Annotated in this window: 15 protein-coding genes and 1 tRNA gene; 6 read left to right on the top strand and 10 right to left on the bottom strand. The window is 66.8% G+C overall.

Annotated features, from left to right (window positions below; all coding sequences use genetic code 11):
• A complete protein-coding gene (locus tag JT720_RS01095; protein WP_205478689.1) occupies positions 1 to 2,781 on the bottom strand; it encodes a TonB-dependent receptor in 2,781 nt (926 codons plus the stop codon).
• Positions 2,782 to 2,940: 159 nt separating this feature from the next.
• On the opposite strand from JT720_RS01095, the gene JT720_RS01090 reads away from it, so the two are divergent.
• The gene (locus tag JT720_RS01090) at positions 2,941 to 3,966 is read left to right on the top strand and encodes a LacI family DNA-binding transcriptional regulator (RefSeq protein WP_205478688.1); all 1,026 of its coding nucleotides are present in this window, start codon (positions 2,941 to 2,943) and stop codon (positions 3,964 to 3,966) included.
• Positions 3,967 to 4,085: 119 nt separating this feature from the next.
• Entirely contained in the window at positions 4,086 to 5,621 is a 1,536-nt protein-coding gene (locus tag JT720_RS01085; protein WP_205480104.1) for an MFS transporter, read from the top strand.
• 202 nt (positions 5,622 to 5,823) lie between these two features.
• Here the strand turns inward: JT720_RS01085 and JT720_RS01080 are convergent.
• Both JT720_RS01080 and folK read right to left on the bottom strand, forming a co-directional pair.
• A tRNA-Lys gene (locus JT720_RS01080) sits at positions 5,824 to 5,899 on the bottom strand.
• A gap of 12 nt (positions 5,900 to 5,911) precedes the next feature.
• Positions 5,912 to 6,394: a 2-amino-4-hydroxy-6-hydroxymethyldihydropteridine diphosphokinase gene (folK, locus tag JT720_RS01075; RefSeq protein ID WP_205478686.1), complete on the bottom strand. Its 483-nt coding sequence runs from the start codon at positions 6,392 to 6,394 to the stop codon at positions 5,912 to 5,914.
• Positions 6,395 to 6,709: 315 nt separating this feature from the next.
• On the opposite strand from folK, the gene JT720_RS01070 reads away from it, so the two are divergent.
• Positions 6,710 to 7,381 (top strand): uracil-DNA glycosylase, encoded by a 672-nt coding sequence (locus JT720_RS01070; RefSeq protein ID WP_205478678.1) that lies wholly within the window; start codon positions 6,710 to 6,712, stop codon positions 7,379 to 7,381.
• The gene (locus tag JT720_RS01065; protein ID WP_336511919.1) at positions 7,374 to 7,868 is read left to right on the top strand and encodes a GNAT family N-acetyltransferase; all 495 of its coding nucleotides are present in this window, start codon (positions 7,374 to 7,376) and stop codon (positions 7,866 to 7,868) included. The genes JT720_RS01070 and JT720_RS01065 overlap by 8 nt, the downstream gene beginning before the upstream one ends.
• A gap of 1 nt (position 7,869) precedes the next feature.
• Here JT720_RS01065 and aguB read toward each other — a convergent pair whose 3' ends face one another.
• Positions 7,870 to 8,718 carry an N-carbamoylputrescine amidase gene (gene aguB / locus JT720_RS01060; protein ID WP_205478676.1) on the bottom strand — a complete coding sequence of 283 codons (849 nt, stop codon included), beginning with the start codon at positions 8,716 to 8,718 and terminating at the stop codon, positions 7,870 to 7,872.
• Between the two features lie 124 nt (positions 8,719 to 8,842).
• Positions 8,843 to 9,814 (bottom strand): agmatine deiminase family protein, encoded by a 972-nt coding sequence (locus tag JT720_RS01055; protein WP_205478675.1) that lies wholly within the window; start codon positions 9,812 to 9,814, stop codon positions 8,843 to 8,845.
• A 116-nt stretch (positions 9,815 to 9,930) separates the two neighbouring features.
• Here JT720_RS01055 and JT720_RS01050 point away from each other — a divergent pair, with 116 nt between their 5' ends.
• On the top strand, positions 9,931 to 11,907 hold the full coding sequence (locus JT720_RS01050; protein ID WP_205478674.1) for an alpha/beta hydrolase family protein: 1,977 nt from the start codon (positions 9,931 to 9,933) through the stop codon (positions 11,905 to 11,907).
• Between the two features lie 72 nt (positions 11,908 to 11,979).
• Here JT720_RS01050 and rpsD read toward each other — a convergent pair whose 3' ends face one another.
• A complete protein-coding gene (gene rpsD / locus JT720_RS01045) occupies positions 11,980 to 12,594 on the bottom strand; it encodes a 30S ribosomal protein S4 (protein WP_192585932.1) in 615 nt (204 codons plus the stop codon).
• A gap of 161 nt (positions 12,595 to 12,755) precedes the next feature.
• Between rpsD and JT720_RS01040 the strand changes: the two genes are divergently transcribed.
• Positions 12,756 to 13,064, top strand: coding sequence for a chorismate mutase (locus JT720_RS01040; protein WP_205478673.1), 309 nt, complete (start codon positions 12,756 to 12,758; stop codon positions 13,062 to 13,064).
• Here the strand turns inward: JT720_RS01040 and JT720_RS01035 are convergent.
• The 4 genes from JT720_RS01035 to rpiB are packed head-to-tail and all read right to left on the bottom strand — an operon-like array spanning position 13,028 to position 16,074.
• Positions 13,028 to 13,771, bottom strand: coding sequence for an RNA methyltransferase (locus JT720_RS01035; protein WP_205478666.1), 744 nt, complete (start codon positions 13,769 to 13,771; stop codon positions 13,028 to 13,030). The two genes, JT720_RS01040 and JT720_RS01035, sit on opposite strands and share 37 nt — an antisense overlap.
• A gap of 1 nt (position 13,772) precedes the next feature.
• Positions 13,773 to 14,270, bottom strand: a complete 498-nt coding sequence (gene nrdR / locus JT720_RS01030; RefSeq protein ID WP_205478664.1) for a transcriptional regulator NrdR — start codon at positions 14,268 to 14,270, stop codon at positions 13,773 to 13,775.
• Between the two features lie 50 nt (positions 14,271 to 14,320).
• Positions 14,321 to 15,628 carry a serine hydroxymethyltransferase gene (glyA, locus tag JT720_RS01025; protein ID WP_205478661.1) on the bottom strand — a complete coding sequence of 436 codons (1,308 nt, stop codon included), beginning with the start codon at positions 15,626 to 15,628 and terminating at the stop codon, positions 14,321 to 14,323.
• A complete protein-coding gene (gene rpiB, locus JT720_RS01020) occupies positions 15,628 to 16,074 on the bottom strand; it encodes a ribose 5-phosphate isomerase B (RefSeq protein ID WP_205478659.1) in 447 nt (148 codons plus the stop codon). Before rpiB ends, glyA begins: the two co-directional genes overlap by 1 nt.
• Between the last annotated feature and the right edge of the window lie 14 nt (positions 16,075 to 16,088).

Raw genomic sequence — 16,088 nt, 5'->3', positions numbered from 1 at the left:
TTAGAACTTGAAGGTAGCCCCAAGCATGAAGCGGCGCCCGAAGGTGTGATAGTTCAGCGTCTGGCCCGGGTCGTTGTTCTCGTAGGAGACGAACGGCTCGTCCGTGAGGTTCTGGCCCTGCAGGAAGACCGACAAACCCTCGAGCATCGATCCTGCCTGGAAGTCATATCCGACCTGGCCATCGATGATCGTCTCCGGCTTCACGGTGCGACGGGTCGGGATGCCCTCGAAGTTGGCGAAGTCACCCAGATACTTGGACCGGTAGCGCAGGGAGCCGCGGACGCTGAAGCCTGAGTTTTCGTAGAAGGCAGTCGCGTTGCCGACCCACTTCGAATAGCCCGGGATCACACCGTTGGTAATCGTCGGCGAAACCTGAACCTTGGTCTTGGTGTAGCTCAGTCCGCCGGTCACGCCGAAGCCGGTCAGGACCGGGGTGATGGTCTCGAACGGCAGAGTGCCGGCGAGTTCGAAGCCGTAGAGCTTGCCTCCCTTGCCGTTCACCGGCTGCGTGATGAAGCCCGGGACAGTGTCGGGATCCACGCCATCGGGGAAATCAGGTGACGGGAAATCGGAGAAGTCGAACGGGCGGACGTCCGTGTAGATGTTGTTGAGCAGCTTCTTGTAGAAGAACTGCAGGGCGATGAAGCCCTTGCTGCCGAAGTACTTCTCGATCGTCGCATCAACCGCGTTGGCGCGGTACGGCCGAAGGCGCGGATTGCCGCTTTCGCCCACGACCCGGTTCTGGTTGACGTCGTAGCCGTAGCTGAACTTGGACGCCATGTCGTCCATGCGGGGACGCATGATCTCGCGCGCCGCCGCGACACGAACGACGATGCCGTTGTCGAAGCGGAAGTTGAGGTTGGCACTGGGCAGGACGTCCCAGAAATCGTCGCCGTCCGAGACCGGCTGCAAACCGGTTGCGGCGGTCACCGTGTAGCCGTCCGAGCTCTGCTTCGTATGCTGGCCAAGGACGCCGATGTTTCCGGTCAGCACGCCGCCGCCGAACTCCTGCTCCAGGTCGACCATCGCGAACACGCCGGTGACCTTCTCGGTCAGCTGGAACGCTTTCGCCAGAACGCCGGCCGAGGTGTTGGCGACGCGGTCGAAGAAACCGTCCGCGAGCAACTCGCGTGGATCGTAAGTGAGCATCGGTCCGAGGCCGACCCAGGTGTTCACCGGGCGGAGCAGATACTGGCTCGGCACGGCCGCCTGCAGCGCGCCGCCGGCGATCTGGAGATAATATTCGTCGGGGGTCAGCGACTTGTCGCGCTTGACGTAGTTCGCGCCAATACGTGCGGCCTTGAGGATCCCGGTGCCGAGTTCGCGCTCCAACTCGGTGGAGAGCTGCAGGATTTCGTCCTCGACGTAGCGGTTGTTCAGATAGCCGTGCTGGCGACCGCCCGGAGCGCCGCCGCCCCAGCCGTTGGGATCGGTGATGAAGATCTGGGTGGGGTCGGAATAGTCCAGAGCATTGTCGGTGACGTAGATGCCGTTGTTCCGGATCTCGAAGTCCACGGTGTCGTTCGCGCCGAGCCCACCGGGGCCCGTGCCCGCGTTGGTCTGCAGGTCCCGCTCGCGGCGGTCGGTCTTGGACCAGCCGATGTCGATCAGTCCGCTCCAGCCATTGTCGCCGTCGTACTTCAGGTTGCCGCCGAACGAATAAAGGTCGGCGTGGCGTGAGCCGGCCTTGTTGTTCACCACGGCGGGCACGTTGGTGAAGGTTCCGCTCGTGACGACTCCATCTTCGATCGTGGCGTTGGAGAGAGTAGCACCGCCCCACGCCAGCGGGATCTCGACGCCGCGACGGAGCTGGTCGTCCTTGAAGTTGGAGTAGAAGCCGTCGAGCGTTGCGGTGACCTCGGGCGTGACTTCGTACTGGAGCGTTCCGGTCAGGCCGAGGCGCTTCAGCTGCGCCGACGTATTGTAGCTTTCGAGGCCGCCGATGACCCGGGTGCCAGCGAAGCCGCCCACATCGTTCGGGTAGCCCCACGCGCGCTCTTCCTTGGTCTGGTACGGCTCGTCCACGTAGGCCGCGGAAAATGCGACACCCAGGCGGTCGTCCAGAAACTGGTCGACGTAGGTTCCATTCACGCGATAGCCGAACTTGTTGCTGTCCGGGTTGAGCTTGCCGAGGTCGGCGTAGATGCCCTTGATGCCCACGGCGAGGATGCGCTTGCCATAGGCGAGAGGCCGGATGGTCCGGATATCGACGGTCGCGGCGAGTCCCTGGCCGATCAGGCGCGCATTCGGCGTCTTGTACACGTCGACGGCGCTGACGACTTCGGAAGGATACTGGTCGTACTCGACCGCGCGGACGTCGTTGGTCGAGGTCTGCAAGCGCCCGTTGAGCGTGGTGGTCGTGAAGTCCGGCCCGAATCCGCGCACCGTGATCAGGCTGCTGCGGCCCGGTCCAGCCAGACGCTGCGAGGTCAGGCCGGGCAGGCGGGCGATGGATTCGGAGATGGACGCATCGGGCAGCTTGCCGATGTCTTCCGCAGAGACGGATTCGACGATCTGCTCGTTGCGGCGCTTGGTATTGACCGCGCTCTGCAGCGAGGCCCGGAAGCCCGTCACGACAATGGCCTTGGAGTCGTCCGTCTCGGCCGTATTATCGAGCGGCTGGCTTTCGGTGTCGGTCTGGGCAGCGGTGGCTGCGCTCTGTTCACCGGTCGTGACCGGCGCTTCCTGGGCCAAGGCAGCAGGAGCCAGCAGCAGTGCGCAGCCCAGCGCCACGGGGCTCACGCCCGTGGTCAGCCCGCGGATAGAAAACAGTGCACTCATGAAGAACCCCTCCTGTTGGCCGCGGCGCTGTCCGCGCGGTCCACCTCTTCTCACGCAGCAATCGCCACGCCTCCGATTTGTAAGCTACCATTCATTTTCGGGAGCGGAACGGGATGGGCGGCTATACATACGTATTCAGCTGGCTTAGCCTTCCCGCCGATGGCGCAGCGACGGCCAACATCGTTCGATATCGCGGCGTTGGCGGGGGTTTCGCAGCCGACGGTATCGCGCGCTTTGTCAGGGAATCCGGCGGTCAGCGCGGAGACGCGTGCCCGCGTGCTCGCCGCGGCGGAGCAGCTTCATTACAAGGTCGACAAGAACGCGTCCGGCCTGCGCCGGCAGCAGTCGCGAACGCTGGCGCTGCTGTTCTTCGAGGATCCGACGCCCGACGAAACGCTGATCAATCCCTTCTACCTCTCCATGGTGGGATCGATGGTCCGCGCCTGCGCGGCGCGAAGCTACGACCTGCTGATCTCCTTCCAGCAACTCTCGTCCGACTGGCACGTCGACTATGAGGACAGCCGGAAGGCCGATGGAATCATCCTGCTCGGCTATGGCGATTACCTGCAGCAGCGCGAGCGGCTGGAGCAGCTGGTGGCGCGGGGTACGCACTTCATCTGCTGGGGCAACCCGCGCGCGGCGGAGTTCGGTGCGATCCTCGGCTCGGACAATGAGGGCGGGGGCTACCAGGCGACGCGTCACCTGCTGGAGCTGGGGCGGCGGCGGATCGCCTTCGTCGGCACGGCGAGCGAAGCTTATCCAGAGTTCCGCGATCGCTGGGCGGGTTATTGCCGGGCTCTGAAGGAGGCCGGGATCCTGCCCAACACGCGGCTGGCGGTGAATGCCGGCCCAAGCGAGGAGGAAGGGCGCGCGGCGGTGGCGGAGCTCGGGAAGCGGGGCTGCGACTTCGATGCGATCTTCGCCTCGTCCGACCTGGCGGCAATCGGTGCGATGCGCGCGCTGCAGGACAGCGGGCGCACAATTCCGGGCGATGTGGCGGTGGTGGGGTTCGACGACCTCGCGGCCGCCAGTCTCGCGTCCCCGCCGCTGACCACGGTGGCCCAGAATGCCAAGGCCGCAGGCGCTGCGCTGGTGGAAGCGCTGATCGAGAATGTGGAAGGGCGGGCCGCCCAGAGCCGCCTGTTGCCGGTAGAATTGCGGGTCCGGGGGTCCAGCGCCGGCTAGGCGGGACGATCTGTGAAAACGTATTCTGCTGCACTGCACAACGGCCGTGTGGCGTTGTCGCAAGCGAACCTTTCTGCCAGCGTCACGATCAGGCAGGAGAGGGCACAGGCATGGAGCGTATGGAGAAACCCCGGCAGTCGTGGGCCGGCCTGTGGAACATCTCATTCGGTTTCTTCGGCATCCAGATCGGCTTTGCGCTGCAGAACGCGAACATGAGCCGCATCTTCCAGTCGCTGGGGTCCAGCCTGGACGACCTGCCCGCCCTGTGGATTGCGGCGCCGCTGACCGGACTTCTCGTGCAGCCGATCGTGGGCTTCCTGTCCGACAAGACCTGGCTCGGGCGGCTTGGCCGTCGCAGGCCCTATTTCCTTACCGGCGCGGTGCTGGCGGCGATGTCGTTGTTCCTGATGCCGCTGAGCGATGTCCTGCTGCTCGCCGCCTTGCTGCTGTGGACGCTGGACGCCAGCCTCAACATCTCGATGGAGCCGTTCCGCGCCTTCGTCGGCGACATGCTGCGCAAGGACCAGCATACGGCCGGTTATGCGGTGCAGACGGCCTTCATCGGCGCGGGGGCCGTGATCGGATCGATCTTCCCCTGGGTGCTCGAGCATCTCGGCGTCTCCAACGTGGAGGCGGGCGGCGGCATCCCGGATACCGTGCGCTGGAGCTTCTGGTTCGGCGGAGCGGCCCTGTTCCTGGCGGTCATGTGGACCATCCTGACGACGCGGGAATATGACCCGGGTCAGATGGCGGCGTTCGGCGAGGAGGTGGACCATCCGGACGGTTCATCGACCATCCGTGCGCTTGCCTCGAAAGGCTTCGTCACGTCGGCCGTATGGACCGGGCTGGGCGTCCTGATCGTCGCATCGGTGGCGGAGTTCGGGCTGGAGAAGGAAGTGTACCTGCTCGGCGGGCTGCTGATCGCTTACGGCGTGCTTAGCGCCATTGCCGTGAGCCTGGCGCGGGGCGGATCGGCGACGAACATGCTGAGCAGCATCGTCGGAGATTTCGCCGGAATGCCGACGATCATGAAGCGGCTCGCGGTGGCGCAGTTCTTCAGCTGGTCGGCGCTGTTCATCATGTGGATTAACACCACGCCCGTCGTGGCGCTGAACTTCTACGGCTCCGCCGACGCGAACAGCCCGGCCTACCAGGAAGCGGGGAACTGGGTGGGGGTGCTATTCGCGGTCTACAATGGCGTCGCCGCAATCGCCGCATTGACAGTGCTACCCTTGCTAGCCAGCCGAATCGGCAAAGTCCGCACGCACATGGTCGGGCTGCTGTGCGGGGCGGTGGGTTATGCCAGTTTCTTCCTGTTCCGCGACCCGCAGCAGCTGCTGATTTCGGAGATCTTCATCGGCATCGCCTGGGCGTCGATCCTGGCGATGCCTTACGCCATTCTCGCGTCGAACCTGCCGCAGCGGAAGCTTGGCATCTACATGGGGCTGTTCAACGTCTTCATCGTCATTCCGCAATTGCTGGTCGCGACCGTGATGGGCTCCATCATGAAGGCCTTCTTCCCGGGCGAGCCGATCTGGACCATGCTTGCGGCGGCGGTCGTCATGGGGCTGGCGGCGGTCGCGATGCTGTGGGTGCGGGAGGACGGCTATGCTGCGCCGCGCGCCTCGGGTGCTCGGGCGGCGGCGGCGGAGTAGGCCTCCGCTGCGCTTCGACGAGGCTGGTGAGCCGTGCTGGGTTCGAACCACAAGGGGCCGGGCCTGCCCGGTCCCGCACTCCGGGACTCAGCTGGTTCGCGTCGGAAGATCGGGTGAGCCGTGCTGGGTTCGAACCACAAGGGGCCGGGCCTGCCCGGTCCCGCACTCCGGGACTCAGCTGGTTCGCGTCGGAAGATCGAGGTGGTGAGCCGTGCTGGGTTCGAACCAGCGACCTACTGATTAAAAGTCAGTTGCTCTACCGACTGAGCTAACGGCCCACGCGGAGGCGCTTAGCCCCGTGGAGCCGGGCGGGCAAGGCGATGCAGCAGGTGCCGCGGCGTCAGGTGCCCGCGCACCCGACAGGCCGGCGCGACGGTGGCGAGCGGGCGCAGCATGAAGTCGCGTTTGCTGAGCGCCGCGTGGGGTATGGTGAGGTTGGGCGAGTGCCAGTTGCCGCCGCTCCAGAGCAGCAGGTCGAGGTCCAGCACGCGCGGGCCCCAGCGGCGACCGGGGCGACGGCCGAACTCCCGCTCCATGGCCTTGAGCGCGGCGAGCATTGCCGGGGGGTCGAGCGGGCTTTCCAGCAAGGCGACGGCATTGGCGAAGTCGCGTCCGGCGCCGCCGCTTGCCGGATTGAGGAGGAGGGGCGAGGCGTCGAACAGGTCGAAGCAGCGGTCGAGCTCGGCGATCGCGGCCAGCACCACCTGTGGAGGTCGGCCGTGGCGACCGTGCGGCCGGTTGGAGCCGATGGCGATGGCGTAGAGGTGCGGCACGCGGCGCCTGTAGGCGCTCGCCCGGGGCTTGTCGAAGGGTGGCTTCTGACACGAGCGCTCACGCTGAGCTTGTCGAAGCGTTGTTCCGAGGACCCTTCGACAAGCTCAGGGTGAGCGCGAGGGGCGGGCAGCGTCGACGCTTCGACAAGATCAGCGTGACCGCTGGGGATAGCGCTCCGACAAGATCAGCGTGAGCGCTGTGGAGAGCGCTTCGACAGGCTCAGCGTGAGCGCGATGGAGAGCGCTTCGACAGGCTCAGCGTGAGCGCGATGGAGAGCCCTTCGACAGGCTCAGGACAGGCGCTATGGAGAGTTCATGCTCTTCAGCGCTCCCGCGACCCTGTCCGCCGTGCCGCAGGCCGAAGCGCCGCGCGATTGCCCGTTGTGCCCGCGGCTGGTGCGGTTCCGGGAGGAGTGCCGGGCCGAGCACCCGGACTGGTGGAACGCGCCGGTGCCGGTGTGGGGCGATCCCGCTGCGTGGCTGGCGGTGGTCGGCATGGCGCCGGGCAAGCATGGCGCGAACCGGACGGGGCGGCCGTTCACCGGGGACTATGCGGGCGAGCTGCTCTACGCGACGTTGCTCAAGTACGGGTTGGCGGAGGGGACCTATCGCGCCGACCCGGCCGACGGGCTGCAATTGCGAGGCGCGGTCATCCTCAATGCGGTGAAATGCCTGCCGCCCGCCAACAAGCCGGAGCCGGTGGAGATCTCCACCTGCCGCACCTACTTCGAGGCGGCGCTGGCGGAGCTCAAGTCCGTGCGGGTGCTGATCGTCCTCGGGCAGATTGCGCACACTGCGGCGGTCCGGGCGCTCGGCATGCGGCCGGCACATGCGAAGTTCGGGCATGCGGCCGAGGTCGTGACACCCGACGGGCGCGTGCTGCTGTCGAGTTATCATTCGAGCCGATACAACCAAAACACCGGCCGTCTGGACGCACCGATGTTCGAGCGGGTGTTCGAGCGGGCGCTGGAGCTGCGCGGTGGTTGAGGAAATTCGTACCGAGCGGCTGGTGTTGCGGCGCGCCCGGCTGGACGACGTGCACGCCATGCACAGCATCATGCGCAATCCCGACGCCATGCGCTTCTGGTCCACCCTGCCGCACGAGCGCCTGGAGCAGACCGAAGCCTGGCTGCGCGACATGATCGACGGGCCGGCACACGGAGGAGACGACTTCCTGGTGGAGCTGGACGGGCGGGTGATCGGGAAGATGGGCGGCTGGCGGCTGCCGGAGATCGGCTATCTGCTGGACCCGGCCGTGTGGGGCCGCGGCTATGCGTACGAGGGGCTGCGGGCGTACGTGGATTACCGCCGCGGCTGCGGATCGACGGAGCTGACGGCGGACACCGACCCGCGCAACACAGCGTCACGCCGGCTGCTGGAGAAGTGCGGCTTCGTCGAGACCGGCCACGCCGCCAACACCTGGTTCATCGGCGGCGAGTGGTTCGACAGCATCTATTATCGGCTGGAGCTGTAGCTCAGACGTCCTCGCTCAGGCGGCGGTAGAGTTCGGGCCGGCGGTCGCGGAAGAAGCCGAAGGCGGCGCGGTGGCGGCGGGCCTGGTCAATGTCGAGGGTCGCGACCAGCACGCCGGTCTCCTCGGCCCCGAATTCCGCGAGCATGTCGCCGCGTTCGTCGCAGATGAAGCTGTGGCCGTAGAAGCGCTGCCCGCACTCGGTGCCGATGCGGTTGGCGGCGACCACCGGAACGACGTTGCTGACCGCGTGACCGATCATCGCGCGTCGCCAGAGGCGCGAGGTGTCGAGATCGGGATCGTGCGGCTCGGAACCGATGGCCGTGGGGTAGAAGAGGATTTCGGCGCCCATCAGCATCATCGCGCGGGCGGTCTCCGGATACCACTGGTCCCAGCAGACGCCGACGCCGAGGGTCGTGCCCGCGCCGGGCCAGACCTTGAAGCCGGTGTTGCCCGGGCGAAAGTAGAACTTCTCCTCGTAGCCGGGGCCGTCGGGAATGTGGCTCTTGCGATAGACACCGGCGACCTCTCCGTCGGGGCCAATCATCGCCAGCGAGTTGTAGTGGTGCGGCCCTTCGCGCTCGAAGAAGCTGGTCGGGATCCAGATGCCGAGTTCTTCAGCCAGGGCCTGCATGGCGAGCACGGACGGGTGTTCGGCGGTCGGCTTGGCGGTGGCGAACAGGCTCTCGTCCTCGACCCGGCAGAAGTAGGGTCCCTCGAACAGCTCGGGCGGGAGGACGACCTGCGCGCCCTTGCTCGCCGCCTCGCGCACCAGGTCGGACACGTTGCGGATGTTCTCGGCCGTGTCCTCGGTAAAGGCGAGCTGGAGGGCGGCAACGGTGATGGTGGTCATGGGGTCTATCTAGTGAAGAGGCGGGGCAAACCCAACCGCTGATGCCGGGTGGGAGCCGAAGGCTCCGTTCGAAGCACGTGGACCCTTCGACACGCGGCTGCGCCGTAACTCAGGGTGAGCGAATCTAGAGGGGAACCTGCTGCGAGATGCAGTGGAAGCTGCCGCCGCCGGTCAGCACGTGGTCGGCGCGGAGGCCGATGGCCTTGCGGCCGGGGAAAAGTGACTGGACGGTGTGGACGGCGGCTTCGTCGTTGGGCGCTCCGTAGAGCGGCACGACCACCGCGGCGTTGCCGATGTAGAAGTTCATGTAGCTGGCCGGGATGACCTCTCCGTCGACCTCGACGCGGCCCGGGGAGGGCAGGTTGACGATGTCGAGGCCCGCCGCCGAGAGCCGCTTGGCCGCATCGGCATAGACGGCGTGGTTGGGATCGTCATGGGCGGGGGCGGGGAGAGCCACGCGGCCGGGCGCGACGAAGCGGGCGAGATTGTCCACGTGACCGTCGGTGTGATCGTTCTTCAGGCCCTCGCCGAGCCATACGACCTTGGTGAAGCCGAGGTCCTGGTGCAGCCGGTGTTCGACCGCTGCTCGGGCGAGCGACGGATTGCGGTTCGGGTTGAGCAGGCACTGCTCGGTGGTCAGCACGACCCCCGTGCCGTCGCCGTCGATCGCTCCGCCTTCGAGCACCCATTCTGCCTTGCCGTAGGGGAGCCGGGCGGTGGCCGCGAGCCGCTCGCCGATGCTGTCGTCTCCGGGGAGGTCGTACTTGCCGCCCCAGCCGTTGAACAGGAAGCCTCGCGCCCGCCGGGTCTCGCCGCCGCCGACGATGATCGGCCCGGTGTCGCGGAGCCAGATGTCGCCGAACGGTTCGACGATCACCGTCGCGAAAGGGGCCAGCCGGCGCGCCACGGCGGCGGCGGTCTCATGAGCGGCGACGAGCAGGACCTCTTCGCCGCGGCCGTCCGAGTGCACCGCCCGGGCGAATGCCGCGACTTCCTCCTGTGCGGCCGCGAGATCGTCCAGCCACAGGTCGGCCGCACTGGGGAAGCCGATCCAGACGGCGGAATGCGGAGCCCATTCGGGAAGGGGAGGGGTCATGGCCGGGCGCACGTAAAGCATGGCGTGGGCGAGGCCAAGAGCGGGACAGGCCGACGCCCCGGTCTTGCCATCCTGCCGGGTTGATGCAGACTGGGGCGGCCGAGGGGGACTGTTTCATGCGTTATCGACTAAGCCTTGCTGCGGGTGCCTTGCTGCTCGCCGGCCACCAACCTGCGCTGGGAGCGCCCGATGCTTCGCTGGCGGCCGACGCCGAGGCCTTCGGCCTGCGGGAAAGTGCGCAGTCGATGAGCGTCTCGCCGAGTGGCAACAAGGTCCTGCTGATCGCCCCGGGCCCGAAACGCAGCCAGCTGCTCCAGCTGGTCGACATGACGTCGGGGCAGATGTCCATGATCCTGAAGGCGGATGGCGAGCCGGAGTCCTTCCGCTGGTGCGACTTTGCGTCCGACACGCAGCTGGTGTGCAAGTATGGCGGCGACGTTCGTATGGACAGCGATATCGTCGGCTTCTCGCGCCTGGTGACGCTGGGCGCGGACGGGAAGAACATCCGCTCGCTTGGCACGCCAGACAATGGACGGCAGGTGGGTATCAAGCAGACGGACGGCGATATCCTCGACTGGCTGCCTGACCAGCCCGGCAATGTGCTCATGGCCCGCAACTATCTGGCGGAGGTCGGGATTGGCACGAACATCAGCAAGGGGAGCGGGCTGGGGGTCGACCGGATCGACCTGGCCTCGGGCAAGGTCTCCCGGGTGGAAAGTCCGCGAGAGGGTGTGAACGACTATCTGACGGACGGACGCGGCAACGTGCGCCTGATGATCTCGCACGACGATGACGACGGCGTTCTGACGGGTGTCACCAAGTTCCGCTACCGGCAGCAGGGCTCCAAGGACTGGAAGGACTTCGGGGAGTATCGATCGGCCGACAACAGCGGCGACTATCCCATTGCCATCGAGGCGGAGAGCGATTCGGCTTTTGTCCTGACGGAAACGAACGGCCGTGATGTGCTTTACCGTGTCGCGCTGGACGCGAGCGGCGCACGGACGCTCATCGCCGCCAATCCGAAGGTCGACATCGACACGGTCGTTCGCCTTGGTCACGGGCAGAAGGTCATCGGCTACACCTATGCCGACGATCGCCGCCACACGGTCTACTTCGATCCGGAATACAGCAAGCTGGCAGCGGGGTTGGCCAAGGTCATCCCGGGGAACCCGGTCGTGCAGTTCGTCGGTGCGAACGCAGACGCGGGCAAGCTGCTGGTGTTCGCGAGCAGCGACACCCAGCCAGGGATGTTCTACCTTTACGAACGGGCCACGCGCAGGCTGAACGAGATCGCCGCGGTCCGGCCACAGCTGGAGGGCCGGGCACTCGCAGCCGTCAAGCCGATCCTGATCCCGGCGGGTGGGGACGTGAAGATCCCGGGCTACCTCACATTGCCGGTGGGCAGCAGCGGCAAGGGGCTGCCGGCCGTGGTGCTTCCGCACGGCGGTCCGAGCGCACGGGACGAGTGGGGCTTCGACTGGCTGGCCCAGTTCCTGGCGGCGCGAGGCTATGCCGTGATCCAGCCCAATTATCGCGGCTCCGCCGGCTATGGCGAGGAGTGGCTGGGCGCGAACGGCTTCCGGCAGTGGGAAACGTCGATCGCGGACATCAGTTCGGCGGCGCGCTATCTCGTGGCGGAAGGGATTGCCGATCCGCAGAGGCTGGCGATCGTGGGTTGGTCCTACGGCGGCTATGCGGCGCTGCAATCCGCGGCGGTCCAGCCGGACCTGTACAAGGCGGCGGTGGCCATCGCTCCCGTGACGGACCTGTCGATGCTGAAGCGGGAGGCGGCGAACTTCACCAACTCACGGCTGGTGGCGAAGTTCGTCGGATCGGGCGATCATGTGTCCAGCGGTTCGCCGCTTCGCCGGGCCGATGCAATCAGGGTGCCGGTCCTGCTCGTCCACGGGGACATGGATGCGAACGTCGGTGTGCAACATAGCGTGCGAATGGCGGACGCCTTGCAGAAGAACGGCGTCAGGACCGAGTTCCTCCGATACAAGGATCTCGACCATCAGCTGGACGACAGCAGCGCCCGGATCGAGATGCTGATGCGGATTGGCGAGTTCCTGGAAAAGGCCATCGGACGCTAGCGGCCTGGCCTGACACGAAAAGGGCGGCTCCTTTCGGGAGCCGCCCTGTCGTCTCGTTGGCTCTGTCGAACCTTAGCGCGAGTAGAACTCGACCACGAGGTTCGGTTCCATGCGGACGGGGTAGGGCACCTCGTCCAGCTTGGGCACGCGGGTGAAGGTCACCTTGTTGGCGCCGTCCGGAACGACGTAGTCGGGGATGTCACGCTCGGCGAGGCTTTGCGCTTCGAGGACCAGCGCCATTTCGGCGGCCTTGGGCCCGAGCTCGATCACTTCGCCCACGTTCACGCGGCGGCTGGCGATGTTGCACTTCACGCCGTTGACGCGGATGTGGCCGTGGCTGACCAGCTGGCGGGCGGCCCAGATCGTCGGCGCGAACTTGGCGCGGTAGACGATCATGTCCAGCCGGCGCTCCAGCAGGCCGATCAGGTTCTGCGAGGCGTCGCCCTTCATGCGCGACGCTTCCTGGAAGGTGCGCTTGAACTGCTTCTCGGTGACGTCGCCGTAATAGCCCTTGAGCTTCTGCTTCGCGCGCAGCTGGATGCCGAAGTCCGACATCTTGCCCTTGCGGCGCTGGCCGTGCTGGCCCGGACCATATTCGCGGCGGTTGACCGGGCTCTTGGGACGTCCGAAGACGTTTTCGCCCATGCGGCGGTCGAGCTTGTACTTGGCGCTGGTGCGCTTCGACATGTGTTCACTCCAATTGCGTTTCTGTCGTTTTCCGGGACCGCGCTGCTGGGGCAAGGATGCCGGCAGGACCACCGCTTCACCGGAGTGCGGGGTCAATTGCGAGCGGCGCGCCTAGCCGAGGGGCTTGCGAAGGTCAAGGTTGGGCGGGCAAGGGGCGCGGCATGACCGACACTCGCGAGCCCCAGGATTGCAGCACCATGGCGGAGGTCCGCGCCGGGGTGGACGCGGTCGACCGCCAGATCGTGGCGCTGATCGCCCGCCGGTTCGGCTACATGGATGCGGCCGCGCGGATCAAGCCGGACCGCAGTGCGGTGCGCGACGAGTGGCGCAAGGCGGACGTGAAGGCCAAGGTGGATGCCGCAGCGGCGAGCTCCGGGATCGATCGTGCCTTGATGAGCCGCCTCTACGAGGATTTGATCGAGACTTCGATCGCCTACGAGATGGACGCCTTCGACCGCACCCGAGGCTGACCAGTCAGCGCCTTCAGCATTCCGCGCACGGCCTTGATCTCGCGGCTGGACCAGCCGGTCTTGGTGAAGATGGTCCGGATGGTGTTCTTTGTCGCCTGCGTGCGCTCGGGCGGGTGGAAGTAGCCGGCGGTATCGAGCGCGCCTTCGAGTTGCCCGATCAACCCGTCGACTTCGGCATGGGGGGCGGCGGGTTCCATCTCCCGCACCGTCGGTTGGGCGAGCGCCTGCGTCCGTGACCATTCGTAGGCGAGCAGGATCACGGCCTGGGCGAGGTTGAGGCTGCCGAACTCAGGGTTGATCGGCACGGTGACGATGGCGTTGGCGAGCGCCACGTCTTCCGTTTCGAGGCCCGAGCGTTCCGGTCCGAACAGGATAGCCGAGCGGCCAGCGGACGTGGTGATGGTCCGGGCCATTTCCTCCGGCCCGACGACTGGAGTGACCAGCTCGCGCTTGCGCACGGTCGAGGCGAACACGGTACTGCAATCGGCGATGGCATCGGCGACCGTGTCGCACACGGTGGCCCGTTCCAGCACGATGTCCGCGCCGCTCGCCGCGGGGCCGGCGTCGGGATTGGGCCAGCCGTCCCTCGGAGCCACGAGGCGCATCTCGGTAAGTCCGAAGTTCAGCATGGCGCGAGCGGCCTTGCCGATGTTCTGGCCGAGCTGGGGGCGGACGAGGACGATGATGGGGGGCAGCGTCTTGCTCATTTCAGAGCAACTTGTCGGCCGGCGGTTGCTGCGGACTGGGTATTCCGGGGCGTTCCTCCCCGACTTCCTCGGCGATCTCGGCGAAGTCGCTAGCTTCGTTGAAGTCCTTGTAGATGCTGGCGAAGCGGATGTAGGCGACGTGGTCGAGGGTCTTGAGGCCCTCCATCACGGCCTCGCCGATCTCTTCCGCGCGGACTTCGTCGCCGCGGGTCTCGAGCTGGCGCTGGATCCCGCTGACGAGGCGCTCGATCCGCTCGGGGGCGATGTCGCGCTTGCGGCAGGCGAAGCCAATGGACCGGGCGAGCTTGGCGCGGTCAAAGGCTTCGCGCCGACCGCTCTTCTTGACCACGGTGAGGTCGCGCAGCTGCACGCGCTCAAAGGTGGTGAAGCGGGCGCCGCAGCCCTCGCACTGGCGCCGGCGCCGGATCGCTGCCCCGTCTTCCGACGAGCGGCTGTCCTTCACCTGGCTGTCGAGATCACCGCAAAATGGGCAGCGCAAGGATCAGCGCCCCTCGACTTCGCTCGGGACGAGCGGTGCTGCAGTCATTCTTACGCCTGGTAGATCGGAAAGCGGGAGCAGAGGTCGCGGACGCGGGCGTTGACCTGGCGTTCGACGGCGCCGTTGTTCTCGATCCCGTTTGCCTGAAGTCCGTCGAGCACGTCGGCCACCATGTCGGCAATGTCCCGGAACTCGGCCTCGGCGAAGCCGCGCGTGGTGCCGGCCGGCGAGCCGACGCGGATGCCGCTGGTCTTGAGCGGGGGCAGCGGATCGAAGGGCACGCCGTTCTTGTTGCAGGTGATGCCGGCACGCTCGAGGCTTTCGTCCGCGTCCTTGCCGGTGAGGCCGAGGGGACGGAGATCGACGAGGGCGAGGTGCGTGTCGGTGCCGCCGGCGACCAGGTCGGCGCCGCGCTCCTTGAGGCGGTTGGCGAGGGTCTGCGCGTTGCGGATCACCGCCTGCGCGTAGGTCTTGAACTCCGGCTGCAGCGCTTCGCCGAACGCCACCGCCTTGGCGGCGATGACGTGCATCAGGGGGCCGCCCTGCAGACCGGGGAAGACGGCCGAGTTGATCTTCTTGGCGATCGCCTCGTCGTCGGTCAGCACCATGCCCCCGCGCGGGCCGCGCAGGGTCTTGTGGGTGGTGGTGGTGACCACATGGGCGTGGCCGAACGGGGTCGGATGCTCGCCCGCAGCGACTAGGCCGGCGAAATGGGCCATGTCGACCATCAGATACGCGCCGACGGAGTCGGCAATCTGCCGGAACTTCGCGAAGTCGAGGTGGCGGGGGTAGGCCGAGCCGCCGGCGATGATCAGCTTGGGCTTGTGCTCGTCGGCGAGCCGGGCGAGCTCCTCGAAGTCGACAAGGTGGTCGTCGGGGCGGACGCCATATTGGATCGCGTTGAACCACTTGCCCGACTGGGCCGGGGGAGCGCCATGAGTGAGGTGTCCGCCCGCGGCGAGGCTCATGCCCAGGATCGTGTCGCCGGGCTGGAGCAGCGCCAGGAACACCGCGCCGTTGGCCTGCGCGCCCGAGTGCGGCTGGACGTTGACGAAGCCACAGCCGAACAGCTGTTTTGCCCGGTCGATGGCGATGCGCTCGACCACGTCCGACGGGTCGCAGCCCTGGTAGTAGCGGCGGCCCGGATAGCCTTCCGCATATTTGTTGGTGAAGACGGAGCCCTGCGCCTCCAGGACCGCGCGGGAGACGATGTTCTCCGACGCGATCAGCTCGATCTGGGTCTGTTCGCGGCCGAGTTCCGACCGGATCGCGTCGGCGACCGCCTGGTCTGCGTCCGCGAGGGCGCGGGTGAAGAAGCCGTCGGGCTGCACGTGGTTCAAGTTCGCGGCGGTGGCCATCAGTCGCTGTCCTGAAGCTGGGGTGAGAGCATGTCGACGCGGCGCTGGTGGCGCCCGCCGGCGAAATCGGTGTCGAGAAAGGCTGCAATGCAGGCCTTGGCGAGATCGGGGCCGGTCAGGCGGGCTCCGAGCGCCAGGACATTGGCATCGTTGTGCTCCCGCGCAAGGGCGGCGGAGAGGGGCTCGTTGACCAAAGCGCAGCGGCAGGCGGGGTTGCGGTTGACGGCGATGGAGATGCCGATGCCGGAGCCGCACACGACGACTCCGCGGTGAGCCGATCCCGACGCGATGGTCTCCGCCAGCCGGGAGCCGAAGGCGGGATAATCGACGCTGTCGGGGCTGTTGGTGCCGAGGTCCGTCACCTCATGCCCCGACTCGCGCAGCCAGGCGGCGAGCTCATCCTTCAGGACGTATCCGGCATGGTCGGCGGCGAGGGCGATGCGCATGGCGCTGCCCTAGG

The organism is Sphingomonas arenae (assembly GCF_016924655.1).
Taxonomy (GTDB): Bacteria; Pseudomonadota; Alphaproteobacteria; order Sphingomonadales; family Sphingomonadaceae; genus Sphingomicrobium; species Sphingomicrobium arenae.
The sequence above is the reverse complement of the archived record's forward strand: the minus strand, read 5'-3'. Positions and strand labels throughout refer to the sequence as shown.

What these genes read in the sequence shown, in the direction of transcription:
- JT720_RS01095 (WP_205478689.1), bottom strand. Translation starts at nt 2,781, where the DNA reads ATGAGTGCACTGTTTTCTATCCGCGGGCTGACCACGGGCGTGAGCCCC.
- JT720_RS01090 (WP_205478688.1), top strand. Translation starts at nt 2,941, where the DNA reads ATGGCGCAGCGACGGCCAACATCGTTCGATATCGCGGCGTTGGCGGGG.
- JT720_RS01085 (WP_205480104.1), top strand. Translation starts at nt 4,086, where the DNA reads ATGGAGAAACCCCGGCAGTCGTGGGCCGGCCTGTGGAACATCTCATTC.
- JT720_RS01070 (WP_205478678.1), top strand. Translation starts at nt 6,710, where the DNA reads ATGCTCTTCAGCGCTCCCGCGACCCTGTCCGCCGTGCCGCAGGCCGAA.
- aguB (WP_205478676.1), bottom strand. Translation starts at nt 8,718, where the DNA reads ATGACCACCATCACCGTTGCCGCCCTCCAGCTCGCCTTTACCGAGGAC.
- JT720_RS01055 (WP_205478675.1), bottom strand. Translation starts at nt 9,814, where the DNA reads ATGACCCCTCCCCTTCCCGAATGGGCTCCGCATTCCGCCGTCTGGATC.
- JT720_RS01050 (WP_205478674.1), top strand. Translation starts at nt 9,931, where the DNA reads ATGCGTTATCGACTAAGCCTTGCTGCGGGTGCCTTGCTGCTCGCCGGC.
- rpsD (WP_192585932.1), bottom strand. Translation starts at nt 12,594, where the DNA reads ATGTCGAAGCGCACCAGCGCCAAGTACAAGCTCGACCGCCGCATGGGC.
- JT720_RS01040 (WP_205478673.1), top strand. Translation starts at nt 12,756, where the DNA reads ATGACCGACACTCGCGAGCCCCAGGATTGCAGCACCATGGCGGAGGTC.
- JT720_RS01035 (WP_205478666.1), bottom strand. Translation starts at nt 13,771, where the DNA reads ATGAGCAAGACGCTGCCCCCCATCATCGTCCTCGTCCGCCCCCAGCTC.
- glyA (WP_205478661.1), bottom strand. Translation starts at nt 15,628, where the DNA reads ATGGCCACCGCCGCGAACTTGAACCACGTGCAGCCCGACGGCTTCTTC.
- rpiB (WP_205478659.1), bottom strand. Translation starts at nt 16,074, where the DNA reads ATGCGCATCGCCCTCGCCGCCGACCATGCCGGATACGTCCTGAAGGAT.